Source organism: Pseudaeromonas aegiceratis, assembly GCF_046254905.1.
Taxonomy (GTDB): domain Bacteria; phylum Pseudomonadota; class Gammaproteobacteria; order Enterobacterales; family Aeromonadaceae; genus Pseudaeromonas; species Pseudaeromonas aegiceratis.
In genome coordinates, this window is the sequence record NZ_CP158016.1 from 88872 (window position 1) to 103654 (window position 14783).

General features: G+C 65.9%; 15 protein-coding genes. 9 read left to right on the forward strand and 6 right to left on the reverse strand.

All coding sequences use genetic code 11. The features are described from left to right. Positions 1-107 precede the first annotated feature (107 nt). The 6 genes from ABHF91_RS00425 to ilvY form a co-directional block, all read right to left on the reverse strand. On the reverse strand, positions 108-875 hold the full coding sequence (locus tag ABHF91_RS00425; RefSeq protein ID WP_409421543.1) for a GNAT family N-acetyltransferase: 768 nt from the start codon (positions 873-875) through the stop codon (positions 108-110). 65 nt (positions 876-940) lie between these two features. Continuing rightward, the gene (locus ABHF91_RS00430) at positions 941-1633 is read right to left on the reverse strand and encodes a hypothetical protein (protein ID WP_409421544.1); all 693 of its coding nucleotides are present in this window, start codon (positions 1631-1633) and stop codon (positions 941-943) included. Positions 1634-1809: 176 nt separating this feature from the next. Then, a complete protein-coding gene (locus ABHF91_RS00435; RefSeq protein ID WP_409421545.1) occupies positions 1810-2190 on the reverse strand; it encodes a hypothetical protein in 381 nt (126 codons plus the stop codon). A gap of 42 nt (positions 2191-2232) precedes the next feature. Then, complete coding sequence (locus ABHF91_RS00440) at positions 2233-2667, reverse strand: DUF1810 domain-containing protein (protein ID WP_409421546.1); 435 nt, start codon at positions 2665-2667, stop codon at positions 2233-2235. Between the two features lie 252 nt (positions 2668-2919). Further along, positions 2920-3321 (reverse strand): cytochrome b562, encoded by a 402-nt coding sequence (locus ABHF91_RS00445; RefSeq protein ID WP_409421547.1) that lies wholly within the window; start codon positions 3319-3321, stop codon positions 2920-2922. A gap of 86 nt (positions 3322-3407) precedes the next feature. Continuing rightward, on the reverse strand, positions 3408-4292 hold the full coding sequence (gene ilvY / locus ABHF91_RS00450) for an HTH-type transcriptional activator IlvY (protein WP_409421548.1): 885 nt from the start codon (positions 4290-4292) through the stop codon (positions 3408-3410). Between the two features lie 145 nt (positions 4293-4437). Here ilvY and ilvC point away from each other — a divergent pair, with 145 nt between their 5' ends. The 9 genes from ilvC (at position 4438) to ABHF91_RS00495 (ending at position 14756) form a co-directional block, all read left to right on the forward strand. Further along, entirely contained in the window at positions 4438-5925 is a 1488-nt protein-coding gene (gene ilvC / locus ABHF91_RS00455) for a ketol-acid reductoisomerase (protein ID WP_409421549.1), read from the forward strand. 260 nt (positions 5926-6185) lie between these two features. Beyond that, the gene (locus ABHF91_RS00460) at positions 6186-8339 is read left to right on the forward strand and encodes a TonB-dependent siderophore receptor (protein ID WP_409421550.1); all 2154 of its coding nucleotides are present in this window, start codon (positions 6186-6188) and stop codon (positions 8337-8339) included. Positions 8340-8349: 10 nt separating this feature from the next. Beyond that, positions 8350-9132, forward strand: coding sequence for a (2Fe-2S)-binding protein (locus ABHF91_RS00465; protein WP_409421551.1), 783 nt, complete (start codon positions 8350-8352; stop codon positions 9130-9132). Next, entirely contained in the window at positions 9125-9892 is a 768-nt protein-coding gene (locus ABHF91_RS00470; RefSeq protein ID WP_409421552.1) for an ATP-binding cassette domain-containing protein, read from the forward strand. The genes ABHF91_RS00465 and ABHF91_RS00470 overlap by 8 nt, the downstream gene beginning before the upstream one ends. Next, a complete protein-coding gene (locus ABHF91_RS00475; RefSeq protein ID WP_409421553.1) occupies positions 9892-10740 on the forward strand; it encodes an ABC transporter substrate-binding protein in 849 nt (282 codons plus the stop codon). The genes ABHF91_RS00470 and ABHF91_RS00475 overlap by 1 nt, the downstream gene beginning before the upstream one ends. Next, the gene (gene fhuB, locus ABHF91_RS00480; protein WP_409421554.1) at positions 10737-12734 is read left to right on the forward strand and encodes a Fe(3+)-hydroxamate ABC transporter permease FhuB; all 1998 of its coding nucleotides are present in this window, start codon (positions 10737-10739) and stop codon (positions 12732-12734) included. The genes ABHF91_RS00475 and fhuB overlap by 4 nt, the downstream gene beginning before the upstream one ends. Before the next feature lie 33 nt (positions 12735-12767). Continuing rightward, positions 12768-13625 (forward strand): energy transducer TonB, encoded by an 858-nt coding sequence (locus ABHF91_RS00485; protein ID WP_409421555.1) that lies wholly within the window; start codon positions 12768-12770, stop codon positions 13623-13625. 4 nt (positions 13626-13629) lie between these two features. After that, complete coding sequence (locus ABHF91_RS00490; protein WP_409421556.1) at positions 13630-14331, forward strand: MotA/TolQ/ExbB proton channel family protein; 702 nt, start codon at positions 13630-13632, stop codon at positions 14329-14331. Beyond that, complete coding sequence (locus ABHF91_RS00495) at positions 14331-14756, forward strand: ExbD/TolR family protein (protein ID WP_409421557.1); 426 nt, start codon at positions 14331-14333, stop codon at positions 14754-14756. Before ABHF91_RS00490 ends, ABHF91_RS00495 begins: the two co-directional genes overlap by 1 nt. The last annotated feature ends 27 nt before the right edge of the window (positions 14757-14783 follow it).

Consider the following 14783-nt stretch of genomic DNA (forward strand, 5'->3'; position numbering starts at 1 on the left):
ATTGCCGAAACAAGAGGGGGCGGCCCGGCGGGCGTCCCAAGTTCGTCCTTTATAAAAATCCCGGTGTAAGCTGGCAAGTCATTGTATGTAAAGGAAAGTTAATCCTGTTAGCCGGCAACTTGCAGATCGGCCAGCGCCGGTGCCGTCTTGCTGGGAATAAACTCGGTCACCGTATAGCGGGCCAGGCCATGGCGCTGGAAGGGATCCTCCGCCAGCGCCGCCTCCAGGCTGGCCAGGCTGTCCGCCTGGGCCAGTATGATGCCGCCGGTGCGCGGTACCTTGCGGCCGGACGCCAGGAAGAGACCGGCGGCATAGCCGCGTTCCAGCCAGGCGATATGGGCCGGCAGGTACGTTTCAATTTGAGTCAGTTCGACAACATAGGTCAGCGAGACGATAAACATGGGGGTCTCCTGAGGACAGGCGAGTGACAGCCGCATAAAGCAGCTGTTGGGATCGGGGCCATAGTCGGCGAACGGGCCGCAGGGCGCGAAGCCGAACTTGTGGTACAGGCTGTGGGCCGGGGTAAAAAACGGCTGGATGCCGGTCTCCAGGTACAGGTTGCGGTAGCCGCGCCGACGGGCCTCGTCCAGCAGGGTTTGCAGCAGGGCGGCGGAGATGCCGCGGCCCCGGCTGTGGGCGCGGGTGCGCATGGACTTGATCTCGCCGCTGTCGTCAGCCAGCCGCTTGAGGGCGATGCAGCCCAGGATCTCTCCCTGCTCCCGGACGCTCCAGAAGGTGATGTTGGGCGCCCGCAGGGCGGCCACATCCAGGGCGTGCACACTCTCCGGCGGCGAGTTGGCGTACATGTCCGCCAGATGTTCACTCAGCAGTGCGATGACGGCCTGGTCCTGCAGCGGGTCGAGCTGAATCTTCACGACAGACTCCGGGGTGGGGAGGGAGGGCGGCCAGCATAACGCCAAGGGTGAGCGGCAGCATCCCCTTAAGGCGTTGGGTCACCGATCTTGGGCAGGGGCTGCTCCTTGAGCAGGGCGAGATCGGTCAGCGAGATCCAGGCGGCATAGCCGACGCCCTGCTTCTGGTAGAGCAGTAACAATGTGTGGTCATCCAGGGTCTGCTGACCCAGTAGGCGGTCCACCGCCGGGATCAGAACGCGGTAACCGCTGCCATCGGCCCGGGAGAGCGCCAGGGTGATGGCGTCCCGGTGGCTGAGCCTGTGGTCGCCGTCGCTGTCTGTCGTCACCACCTGATAGAGGATGGCCCGGATGGTGCGGTTGTCAGCGCAGCAGCCCAGTTCGGAGAGCAGATCTGAGCCGACGATCAGGTGGTCGTTGTGCGCCAGCAGCCAGTGCAGGGTCTGCCGCTGGCCGTCGATGAACAGGTAGTTTCTGGCGTCGGCGCCGGACTTGCTGAAGTAGCCGGGTTTATCCGCCGGATCCGCCAACAAGGGCATCATCACATAGGGGGTACCGGCGATGGCCAGGGAGGTGCCCAGTTGCGTCGGCGGGGCCGGTTCTGCGTCCGTCAGCGATAGGCTGTTTTGGTGACCCCGGCTGCTCTGTTCATAGATCTGATAGCCGGCAAACGCCAGCAGGGCCAAGGCCAGCAGTCCCGCCAGCAGTAACAGCAGGCCGTTGATCCGCCAGACATAGTTAAAAAAACGGTTCTCTTCCATCGTGCGTCCTTGCGTTGAGGTGATCGGCTTAGCTCCTGGCCAAGCGCCTTGCTCTGGAGGCTGAGGTGCGGCATTTGGCATTGAGCCACAGACCCGGCGGCGCCGCCGAGCCGGTCGGGTGTGGGGGGGAATCGCGATGCGGTGCTAGGGGGCAGACAAACAACTGAATGGCCCGGTTATGGTTTGTCCCGTGTTTTGAGTTTTGGCTTAAAAATAAGAACAAAGAATTTTTTAATACAATAGGCAAGCAACGGGAGCGAAGTGGAAAACCATAGCGCCGTTGTGATCCAGTATTTTATCTCGCCATCTGCTCTGTTAATCATGGTTGGCCCCAGCCTGCCGATGGATAATGTTTCGCCGGACACCAATCCACGCAAGTTTAAGCTGATGATAAAACCGGCAAGCGCGATAAAACCCGTCAGCGCTAGAATTAAGCTCGGTCTGCCTGTGTATTGAAATCCGACGATGCACAACATGGATATCAATAACGCCGGTATCCCTACCCAAAAGAAAAACAGCATCAATATATTTGATGTTGCATCGATAAATTCAAGCATCCTCTGCCCTAAGGTTTGAGTGGTGGGGCGTTTGAGCTGTCGTCATGCCTTTGCATGCCGAAGTAGCGCAAGCGTCTTTTGATCCCGCTGGCCCTGATAGTACTTGTCGAGTGCCGCCGTAAACGTGCCGTCTTGGCCAGCGGCCTGTTCAAACAGGGTCAGCGACGATAAGAGTTTAAGGTTGTCCGGGTAACCCAATAGGGCTTCGGCCGAGTGGCCGGGCAGCAACAATAGGGTTTCCGTACATTGCATAAGCCGGGCGCCCAGCACCGCATCGGCAAGGTATGCAACGGCTTCGTCCAGGTTGCTGATGCCGTAATACTCGCTGGTTGCACTGTGCCCCAGGCCCTTGAGCTGAGGAAAGATGAACCACATCCAGTGGCCAACCTTTCGTCCGTGCTGCAACTCCGCCAGCGCTGAGGCGTAAACCCCCTGAGCTTGGGCCGCGATAAACCGACTCAGATTGAATTCGTCCATTTATAGCTCCACTTCGGCCCACCGGTTCCGTGCAGGCCATGGCGTCCAAGCTACCGCCCATGGGTTTCAGCTCCCAGCCTGCTGCTTGCACCACGTCCCTGTCGTCTCATCACTCCCGTGTGAGCCGCGTATCCTAACGAGGTTGGAGTCGTTTGGCTGCAGAGCGCGGTCACATATGGCTATTTTTTCGCGGGCAGTTAGGCGTCCAAAACAAAACAGGCCCCGTCGGGGCCTGTTCGCATTTCCGGGTGCTTAGACGCCCAGCTTCTTGTGATAGGTGCGCTTGGTGCTGTTGAGGGTATCCAGCAGGGCCTTGGCCTCGTCCTGCTTGCCGTCCTTGACCAGGCCCAGGGCCTGGTCCACCTGGCCGATCAGCTCATCCAGCCCCTGTTGATAGGCCTGGCGGTTGGGACCGTCGGCGGCCTCATCCTTGAACTTTTTCGGCACCTCGCCCTTGGCGTGGGTGGCGGCGGCCTTGAGCTGCTCCAGGCTGGTCTGCAGCTGGGCGGCGTCGGCGGCGTTGTTGGCGGCCTTGAACGCCTTGGCCATGGCTTGCATATCTTGTTCGACCGGTGAGTCGGCCAGGACGGGGGTGCTGAACAAACCGGCGGCCAGCAACAGGCTGGCACACAGGGCGGGCAGTGTCTTCTTCATGAGGGCTCCTTGGCATGGGATAACGAAGTGAGTCTGCACCGCCAAGATTAACCAAGTATTAACAACTTTGTCAGTGATCTTGTTGGTCAGCGCTCCTGGTGGGCCGTCTCCCAGAAGGCGCGGATGAGGGGCTCGTCCAGCCGGCGCTTCTGCACGCACAGCCCCACGTCGAACGGCTTGAGGGCCGGGAAGACCGGCAGCACCCGCACCTTGTCCCCCAGCAGGCTGTGATCCAGCACCGCCTCGGGCACCAGGCCGACGCCGCAGCCCAGGGCCACCATGCTGACGATGGCCTCGTTGCCCGCTACCTCGGCGTACAGGTTGGGGCTGATGCCCTTGTTGCGAAACCACTGCTCCGAGCGCTTGCGCCCCAGGCCCTGGCTGGACAGGATCAGCGGCAGCCGCTCCCAATCCGGTTCGCCCTCCGGCAGGAAGCGGCTCACCGGGCTGGGGCCGCGGGGAGCGATGAACACCAATGGGATCTTGGCCAGGCTGGTGAAGTGCAGCTTGCTGGGCAGGGCGTCGGGGCGGGCGGCGATGGCCAGATCCGTCTCCTCGTTCAGCACCTTTTCCATGGCCAGCGCCGGGTCGCCGGTCTCCAGCCGCAGTTCCAGCTGGGGATAGCGGCTGCGAAAGCGGCTGAGGATATCCGGCAGCAGGAAGTAGCTGGCGGTCACCGAGCAGAACACCCGCAGCTGGCCCTGCAAGGGTTCGTCGCCGTGGCGCAGATCCTGGCGCAACTGCTCCCAGTCCTGGCTCAGCTGTTCGGCGAAGCTCAGCAGGCGGCGGCCCGCCGGGGTGAGGGCGACGCTGCGGTTGTCCCGTTCCAACAGGGTGCAGCCGGTCTCCTGCTCCAGGCGCTGAATGGCGCGGCTCAGGGTGGAGGGGCTGACCGCCATGGCGTCGGCGGTGCGGGCAAAATGCAGGCTGTGGGCCAGGTGCATGAAGAGTTCGAGGTTGCGCAGATCCACGGTGGCTCACGTTCCTTAAAATGCAACATTCCGTTCCGAATATATCATTTCAAGCAATGTTTTGCCTGGGCTATAGTGTAGCGGTTGTTGTCGGGGGACTCCCCGGCACGAGAATTCCAACTTATTGTCAGAGGGAGCTGCCGACATGGGCGCCAACTACTTCAACACCCTGAACCTGCGTCAACAACTGGCCCAACTGGGCAAGTGCCGTTTCATGAGCCGTGACGAATTCGCCAACGAGTGTGAATTCCTCAAGGGCAAGAAGGTCGTCATCGTCGGTTGCGGCGCTCAAGGTCTGAACCAGGGCCTGAACATGCGTGACTCCGGCCTGGACGTCGCCTACGCCCTGCGCGCCGAAGCCATCGCCGAGAAGCGCAAGTCCTTCCAGCAGGCCTCCGCCAACGGCTTCAAGGTCGGCACCTATGAAGAGCTGATCCCCACCGCCGACCTCGTGGTGAACCTGACCCCGGACAAGCAGCACACCAGCGTGGTCAAGGCCGTCATGCCCCTGATGAAGCAAGGCGCCGCCCTGGGCTACTCCCACGGTTTCAACATCGTGGAAGAAGGTACCCAGGTACGTAAGGATCTGACCGTGGTCATGGTGGCGCCAAAGTGCCCCGGCACCGAGGTGCGTGAAGAGTACAAGCGTGGCTTCGGCGTGCCGACCCTGCTGGCCGTACACCCGGAGAACGATCCCAAGGGCGAAGGCATGGCCATCGCCAAGGCTTGGGCCGCCGCCACCGGTGGTCACCGCGCCGGCGTGCTGGAGTCCTCCTTCGTCGCCGAAGTGAAGTCTGACCTGATGGGCGAACAGACCATTCTGTGCGGCATGCTGCAGGCCGGTTCCATCGTCTGCTACGAGAAGATGGTGGCCGAAGGCATCGAGCCGGGCTATGCCGGCAAGCTGCTGCAGTTCGGCTGGGAAACCGTCACCGAAGCCCTGAAGCAGGGCGGCATCACCACCATGATGGATCGCCTGTCCAATCCCGCCAAGCTGAAGGCCTTCGAACTGGCCGAGGCCATGAAGGATCTGATGCGTCCGCTGTTCGAGAAGCACATGGACGACATCATCGGCGGCGCCTTCTCCTCCGGCATGATGGCCGACTGGGCCAACGACGATGCCAAGCTGCTGGGCTGGCGTGAAGAGACCGGCAAGAGCGCCTTCGAGAACGCTCCGGCCTTCTCCGGCCAGATCGCCGAGCAGGAATACTTCGACAACGGCATCCTGATGGTGGCCATGGTCAAGGCGGGTGTGGAACTGGCCTTCGAAACCATGGTAGCCGCCGGCATCATCGAAGAGTCCGCCTACTACGAGTCCCTGCACGAGCTGCCGCTGATCGCCAACACCATCGCCCGTAAGCGTCTGTACGAGATGAACGTGGTGATCTCCGACACCGCCGAATACGGTAACTACCTGTTCGCCAACGCCGCCGTGCCCCTGCTGCGCGAGCACATCATGCCCAAGGTGAGCCTGGATGTGATCGGCAAGGGTCTGGCCACCAAGGACAACGGCGTGGACAACGTGGTGCTGGTTCAGGTGAACGATACCATCCGCAACCACCCCATCGAGCAGGTGGGCAAGGTACTGCGTGGCTACATGAAGGACATGAAGCGCATCGCCGTCGGCGGCTAAGCTTCCGGATTTTTCCCTCAGGGGCCTGCGGGCCCCATAAAGCACCCCAAAAGGGTCCCATTAACCGCCTTATCCAGGCGGTTTTTTTCTGCCTAGCGGCCACAGACGGAGACAGTTGGCGCCAGATCACGGTCCCGGCACCGAGATCTTGTTAATAATCGTTATCATCTTTATTGATAACAATTCCTATTTGTTTCTATACTACGCCTTCCAATAAAAGGGCCAGAGCCCGACCCTCAAAAATCAACAAGGAATGGTGTATGTCTGAGTTTGCTGTGGCGGCCAACCGCCTGCGCATTGCCCCCCTGACCCGTATGCTGCGCGCCCTCTGGTGGACTCCGAGTCTGCTGCTGGCGGCCCCCCTGCAGGCTGAAGAGGCAACCCAGCTGCCCGCCGTGGTGGTGAGCGGCCAGGGGGATGACGGTGTGACCCAGGGCTCCGGCTCCTACACCGGCGGCACCAGCAGCACAGCCACCAAGCTGCCCCTGACCCAGCGGCAGACGCCCCAGGCGGTGACCGTGGTGACCCGGGACAAGATGGACGACTTCGCCCAGCACGACATCAACCGTGTGCTGGACTATGTGCCCGGTGTGACGGTGGAGCGCATCGAGACCGACCGTTCCTATTACACCTCCCGCGGCTTCGACATCACCAACTTCCAGGTGGACGGGGTGGGCCTGCCCCTGATCAACGGCAACCTCAACGGTGACCTGGATACCGCCATCTACGATCGGGTGGAGGTGCTGCGCGGCGCCAACGGCCTGATGAGCGGTTCCGGCAACCCCTCCGCCACCGTCAATCTGGTGCGCAAGCGCCCGACCCACGATACTCAGGCGGCCCTGAGCTTCACCGGCGGCTCCTGGGACCAGCGCCGGGTCGAGACGGATCTCTCCGGCTCTCTGGTCTCCTCCGAGACGGTGCGTGGCCGCGTGGTGCTGGTGAAGGAAGACAGCGAGTCCTACCTGGATCGCTACGCCAAGGACAAGGCCACCCTGTATGGCATCATCGAAGCGGACGTGGCGGACGGCACCCTGCTGACCCTGGGGGCCCACTATCAGCAGAACAATGCCGACAGCCCGCTGTGGGGCGCCTTGCCGCTCTACTACAGCGACGGCTCCGCCACCCACTATGCCACCAGTACCAGCACCAGCACCGACTGGGCCTACTGGAACGTGGAGAAGCAGAACTACTTCATCGAGCTGACCCAGGCCCTGGCCAACGGCTGGCAGGGCAAGCTGGCCTACAACTTCTCCACCACCAAGCAAGACAGCCAGTTGTTCTACGTCTATGGCACCCCCAACAAGGACAGCAGCAGCGGCAGCGGCCTGTACAGCTATCCCAGCCAGTACAGCCAGGACTACCAGCAGCACGTGGTGGACCTGTACGCCAGCGGCCCGCTGCAGTTGGCCGGCCGGGAGCACCAGCTGGTGGGGGGCCTGCAATACGCCCGGGATCACCTGCAGGAGCTCTCCTGGTACAGCCGCGACATCGGCACCGAGATCGCCGATCTCGACAGCTGGGACGGCAGCTACACCAAGCCCTCCTTCGATGCCTACTCCCTCTCCGGCGACTGGGATCGGGAGGAGATGAGCGCCTATCTGGCCGGCCGCTTCAACCTGACCGACGCCCTGCACTGGACCCTGGGCGGCCGTCTGGCCCGCTACGAGAGCACGGGCGTCAGCTACGGCGAGGCCCGCGCCAGCAAGACCAGCGGCAAGCTGCTGCCCTACACCGGCCTGGTGTATGACCTGACCGAGCAGCTGTCGCTCTACGCCAGCTATGCCACCATCTTCACCCCGCAGACCGATGCCGACGAGAACGGCGATGCGCTGGATCCCATGGAAGGCGTCAGCTACGAGGGGGGCGTCAAGGGTGAGTTCTATCAGGGGCGCCTGAACACCACAGTCTCCGTGTTCCGCTCCGAGCAGGACAACGTGGCCGAGGCGGCCGGGACCCGTGCCGGCACCAGCGACACCTACTACCGCGGTGTGGATGGCGTGACCAGCCAGGGCTACGAGCTGGAAGCCAGCGGTGAGCTGCTGCCCAACTGGCAGCTGGCCGGCGGCTACACCCAGCTGTCCATCGAAGATGCCGACGGCAACAAGGCCCTGACCTATGTGCCCCGTCAGCTGGTCAAGCTGGCCACCAGCTACAAGATCCGCGACCTCAAGCTGGGGGCGGCCCTCAAGTGGCAGGGTGACATCTACCGCACCAGCAGCATCAACACCGAAATCCGGCAGAAGCAGTACGCCCTGCTGGATCTGATGGCCCGTTATCAGTTCACCCCCAATGCCTACCTGGCGTTGAACGTCAACAACGTCGCCAATCAGAAGTACATCAACAGCCTGTACTGGGAACAGGGCTACTACGGGGCGCCCCGCAGCCTGGCTCTGACCGCCGGCCTGACCTTCTAAGGTGAGCCAGGTGGCGCGGCTTAGCTTCACCCCGAGCCCGACCCGGACCGCCGCTCCCCTGACGGGAGTGGCGGCCAACCCCTGGCTGGCGCCCGAGGCCGATGCTGCCCTGGCGGCTGTGTTGCTGGCCTATGGCCGGCACCACTTTGCCGATCTGCCGGCGGTGACGGATCTTGCGGCCTGGCCGGAGGAGCAGCAGGAGGCCCTGGCCTCCGAGTGGTCCCGGGGCCTCTGTTTCGAGGTGCTGCTGGGGCAGCTCAAAGGCTGGATCCTGACCGGCCGCGGCCAGGGTGACTGGCATCTGGCACTGGATGAGACCTTGCGACCCACCCGCGTTCAGACCCGCGGGCCGACTGGCCAGAGTGCGGATCCCTGGCCCCTGCTGGCCACCGGGCTCTGGCCCTGGTTTGCCGCCCTGACCCGGGTGGCGGCCTGTCGGCCCCGGGTACTCTGGTCCAACGCCGCCTGCTACTGGCACTGGTATCTGTCGGCCGACCCCCTGGCGCAGGCGCTGGCGTTGTTGCCCCCCGCCCAGCGGGAGCCCGCCGAGTGCCGTCGCCAGGCCGCCCAGGCCTATGTGCTGGCCCGGGAATGGCCCGCGGTGGCCGCCGCCGATCCCGTGAGCCGGCTTATCGGCCGCAACCCCCTCTACCAGCCGGTGCGCCTGCGCTGCCGGGGCGGGGTGAGCGAGCCCATGCGTCGCATCTGCTGTCAGCGCCATCGCCTGCCGGGTCTGGGGCTCTGCCCCAGCTGCCCCCAGGCCCTGCCCGGTTTGGAGGAGAGCCATGTTTGAACTGCAAGGGGCCGCGTTTACCCTCGGCGAACGGTTTTTGCTGGCCCCCCTGGATCTGACCCTGGTGCAGGGGGAAGTGGTGGGGCTCATCGGCCATAACGGCTCCGGCAAGTCCACCCTGCTCAAGCTGCTGGCCCGCCAGCAGACCTGCAGCCAGGGCCTGCTGACCCTGGACGGCCGCCCCCTGGCCGATTTCGCCACCCGGGAGTTCGCCCGTCAGGTGGCCTACCTGCCGCAACACCCGCCCGCCACGGATCAGTTGACCGTGGGGGAGCTGGTGCGCTTTGGCCGTCAGCCCTGGCATGGTCTGCTGGGCCGCTTCGGCGAGGCTGACCGCCAGGCGGTGGAGGAGGCCCTGAGCCTGACCGGCATGCAGCCCTACCGACATCGCCTGGTGGACACCCTCTCCGGTGGTGAGCGGCAGCGGGCTTGGCTGGCCACCCTGATCGCCCAGCAGACCCGCTTTTTGCTGCTGGATGAACCCACCTCGGCGCTGGATGTGGCCCATCAGGTGGAGGTGCTGGATCTGATCCGGCGGCTCAGCCATCAGCTGAACCTGGGGGTCATCATGGTGCTGCACGACATCAACATGGCCGCCCGCTACTGCGACCATCTGGTGGCCCTGCGCCAGGGTCGCTTATTGTGCCGCGGCACCCCGGCTCAGCTGATGAATGGCGCCGCCCTGGCGGACATCTATGGCCTGCCCATGACGGTGCTGCCGCACCCGGTATCCGGTCAGCCGGTGAGCGTGGTGCTCTGATGCGCTGGCTTTGTCTGCTGCTGGCCCTGATCGCCGTCCCCGCGTTCGCCACCCCCAGGGTGGTGGCCCTGGACTGGGCATCCGGCGAGACGGCGCTGGCCCTGGGGGTGGTGCCGGTGGGCTTTGCCCAGATCCCCGATTACCGCATCTGGAGCGGCGACATGCCCATGCCGGCCGCCGTGGTGGATGTGGGCCTGCGCATGGAGCCCAATCTGGAGCTGATCCGCGCCCTGCGACCGGATCTCATCCTGATCGCCCCGTTGCAGGCCACCCTGAGGCCCCAACTGGCCCGCATCGCCCCGGTGCAGGTGGTGACCTTCAACGACGCCCAGCAGCCCGATGGCTATCTGCAGGCCAAGCTGGCCACCCGGGAGCTGGCGGTCCGGCTGGGTCGCAGCGCGGCGGCCGAGGCGCTAATTGCCCAAAGCGACGCGGCCCTGGCCAGCCTGGGCCGGCAGTTGCACGAGGCGCCGCCCCTATACCTTTTGCGCTTCGCCGACCGGCGGCATGCCTGGGTGCTGGGGCGTCAGAGCCTGTTCGGTGGCGCCCTGGCGGCGGCCGGGGTGCCCCTGGCCATGCAGGACGCCACCAACGCCTGGGGCTTCAGCAACCTGCCCCTGACCGACTTGGCCAAGGTGCCCGAGGCGCAGCTCCTTTACATCGACCCCCTGCCGTTTGCCGATCTGTCGGTGCTGGATGACAACCAGTTGTGGCGCCAGTTGCCGGCGGTGCAGGCCGGTCGGGTGCTGGGGCTGCCGGCGGTCTGGCTGGGCAACGGCCTGCCCAGCGTGCTGCGCTTCAGCCAACTGCTGGCCGAGCGCTGGCCCAACCCCCAGGAGGCCGGATGAGCAGCCAGATCCTGACCTTGCCCAACCGTCTGCCCCTGGCCTCCCGCGCCCTGGGCTGGGCGGGACTGGCCCTGCTGGCGGCCCTGACTCTGGCCCTGTGGCAGTTGCAGCAGCTGTGGCCCCTGGCCCAGTGGGCCAGCGCCTGGCACGCCGACCCGGCTCAGCTGAGCTGGCCGGCCCTGGAGTGGCGCTACGCCCAGCTGCCACGGCTGGTGGTCTGTCTGCTGGCCGGTGGCGCCCTGGGGCTGTCCGGCGCCTTGCTGCAACAGGGGCTGGGCAACCCGCTGGCGGCCCCCGAGACCCTGGGGATCCAGGGTGGTGCTTTGCTGGCTCTGGCCCTGGGCACCCTCTATCAGCCCCACTGGCTGCAACAGGGTGGCCAGTGGCTGGCCATGGGGGGCGGCGCCCTGGCGGCGGCCCTGGTGCTGGGACTGGCGGCGCGCCGCCACTATTCACCCCTGGCCCTGCTGCTGGCGGGTCTGCTGGTGAGCCTGATCTGCGGCGCCCTGCTGACCCTGCTGATGCTGCGACACGATATCGCTCTGCTGGCGCTGCACAGCCACCTGGCCGGCTCCCTGGCCCAGGATGGCTGGCAGCCGGTGCAGCAGCTGGCGCCAGCCCTGGCGGTGGCGGCGGTCCTGGCGGCCTTGCTGGTGCGACCCCTGGGGCTGCTGGCCATGGCGGATCAGGGGGTGCGCAGCCTGGGGGCCTCGCCGGGTCGCCTGCGGCTGCTGGCCCTGGGGCTGGCCATCTTCTTGAGTGCCCAGGTGGTGAGTCAGGTGGGGGTGGTGAGCCTGGTGGCCCTGGCCGCCCCCCTGCTGGCCCGCCTCAGCGGCGCCCGTCGCCTGGGGCCCCGTCTGCTGGCCGCCAGCCTGTTCGGTGCCGCCCTGCTGCTGCTGGCCGACGCCCTGGTGCGCTACCTGCCGCTGCAGGGGGATGCCCCCACCGGCAGTCTGGTGGCCCTGCTGGGTGCGCCGCTGCTGGGGGCCCTGGTGCTCAGGCTGAGTCTGCCGGAGGCGCCGGCCTCGGCGGCGACCGGCCCGGCCCGGCATGGGAAGCCGGCCCGCCTGCTGGGCGGCTTGCTGGGGTTGAGTCTCGTGGCCGGTCTGCTGGGGCTGATGCTGGCCCGGGGCCCATCGGGCTGGCAGTGGGGCGGCGAGGCGGATCTGCTGCTGGAGTGGCGTCTGCCGCGGCTGCTGGGTGCCCTGGCCGCCGGCCTGTTGCTGGCCCAGGCGGGGGTGATAGTCCAGCGGCTGGCGGGCAACCCCCTGGCCAGCCCGGAAGTGCTGGGGATCAGCAGCAGCTGCGGTCTGGGGCTGATCCTGTTGGGGCTGCTGGTCCCCGAGGCAGGCCGAGGTTTGCAACTGCTGGTGGGGGCGGGGAGTGCCTTCGGCCTGCTGGCCGTGCTGCTGTGGTGGAGCCGGCGTTACCACTTCTCGCCGCTTAAGCTGCTGCTGTGCGGCATGACCCTCACCACCTTGTACGGGGCGGCCCAGAGCCTGGTGCTGGGAAGCGGCGATCCCCGTGGCCTGCAGCTGCTTAGCTGGATGTCGGGCTCCACCTATTACGTCACCGGCCCCCTGGCCCTGAGGCTGCTGGCCCTGGCGCTGGCCGCTGGCCTGCTGCTGTGGCCCCTGTGTCGCTGGCTGGAGCTGCTGCCCCTGGGAACCGCCAGTGCCAGCGCCTTTGGCGTCGGCCCGCAGCGCAGCCGCCTGGGCCTGCTGGCCCTGGCCGCCCTGCTGACCACGGCCGCCACCCTGCTGGTGGGCCCCATCAGCTTCGTCGGCCTGCTGGCGCCCCATCTGGCCCGCCAGTTGGGCCTGTGCCGTGCTCGGGAGCAGCTGCTGGGTGCCAGCCTGCTGGGGGCCCTGGTGATGCTGCTGGCGGACTGGTTGGGGCGGCTGTGGCTGTTTCCGGATCAGGTGCCCGCCGGCCTGATGGCCTCCCTGTTGGGTGGTCTCTATTTCCTGTGTTGCCTGTGGCGTCGCGCCTGATGACGCCCTATCCCCGGTTTGAGGAGGAGTTCTATGACCACTGCCGCCTTGCATAGCCAGTTGGCCTGGAAAGATAGCCAATTGGCGTGGCGCGAGAGCCAGCCGGCTCGGGAGCGGCCCAGGCCGGCACAGAGCGTGCCGGTTCGGCCACTGCCCCAGGTGGCGGCGCCCCACACCTGCCCGCTGGGGAGTCGGCGCAGCCGGCTGCTCTGTGGTCTGCTGGTGCTGCTGGCCCACCTGGGGGCGGCCTGGGCCCTGTGGCACCAGGCTCCCATCGAGGTCCCGGTCACGCCGCCGGGGGTGGTGGCGGTGCGCTGGGTGGCGGCGCCCGCGCCTGTGGTAGCGGCTCCGCAGACGCCGCCGGCCCCCCAGCTGGCCCCGACGCCGCCGCAACCCGAATCTAAACCAGAGCCAAAACCGAAACCCAAGCCGGTGGTGAAGCCCAAGCCGACAGCCAAACCCGTGGCGCGGCCCAAGCCGGTGCCGCCGGCACATCAGGCGACGCCCGCCGCCCCGCAGGCGGCCCCTCAGGCGGCCGCGACGGCGCCGGTGGCCAGTGCGCCGGCCCAGGGGCAGACACAGAAGCAGGGACAGCCCGGGCCCACCCAGTCGTCCCCCCAGTTCAACGCCGCCTACCTGAACAACCCGGCCCCGGCCTATCCGCCCCTGTCACGGCGGTTTCGCGAGGAGGGCAAGGTGATGCTGCGGGTCAGGGTCTCCGCCGAGGGGCAGCCCCTGGCGGTGGAGCTGGCCCAGAGCAGCGGCCATCCGCGGCTGGATGAGGCGGCCCGCAAGACGGTGCTGGGCTGGCGCTTCGTGCCGGCCCGGCGTGGCGAACAGAAGGTGGCAGCCTGGGTGCGGGTACCCATCGTTTTTCAATTGAGGAGTTAAGCTAATGAATCCAAACGTCGAGCCTGGTGCCATGGGCCTGGCCCAGCTGTTGACCCAGAACTCGGGCCTGGGGCTGGTGCCCCTGGTTCTCTTGATCCTGATGTCCATGGGCACTCTCTATTATCTGCTGTTCAAGTGCTGGGTGGCCTGGCAGGAGAAGCGCCGCAGCCGCGCCTATCTCAAGGACTTCTGGCAGTGTACGGATCTGGAGGCGGTAGCCGGCCAGCTGGTCAGCGGGGCCAACGAGTCCTATGGCCGCCTGTGTGCCGCCGCCCTGGGGGCAGCCCGCCAGGCCCAGCAGGCGGAGGGACGCCTGCTGTTGGGCTCCAGCGAGGAGTTTGTGCTGCGGGCCCTGCGTCACGCCATAAGCCGGGAGCGGCTGCGGCTGGAGGCGGGGCTGACCTTCCTGGCCTCGGTGGGCTCGGCGGCCCCCTTTGTCGGCCTGTTCGGTACCGTCTGGGGCATCTATCACGCCCTGCTGGCCATAGGTGCCAGCGGCCAGAGCAGCCTGGACAAGGTGGCGGGCCCGGTGGGTGAGGCCTTGGTGATGACGGGTTTCGGCCTGGCGGTGGCCCTGCCGGCGGTGCTGATCTACAACCTGTTCGTGCGGCTCAACCGCCTGAAGATGGCCTCCCTGGAGGGCTTCGCCCATGACTTGCACGCCCTGCTCACCACGGGTGGCCGGCAGAGCCAGGAGGTGCGCTGATGGCCTTTGGACGCCTGGGGGGCGAGGAGGGGGAGGAGCAGCCCATGGCTGACATCAACATGATCCCCATGATCGACGTGATGCTGGTGCTGCTGATTGTCTTCATGATCACCGCGCCCCTGCTGACCAACGCGGTGAAGCTGGAGCTGCCGGAGGCCAGCAGTGCCGAGAACCAGCCCAAGCCAGATGACATCAGCCTGGCGCTGGACGCCCAGGGCCAGAGCTTCTGGAACGGCGAGCCCTGCGACAGCGCCTGTCTGGACGACAAGATGGGCCAGCTGGTGGACAAGCAGCCGCAACCCGAGCTGCAGCTCAAGGTGGACAGGCAGGTGCCCTACGAGCAGGTGGCCAAGCTGATGGCCCAGGCTTCCCGCCATGGTCTCACCAAGCTGGCCTTCGTCAGTGATCCGGAAGGCGGCCATTAGACCAATGCCGTTCAGTTTAAGAAACTG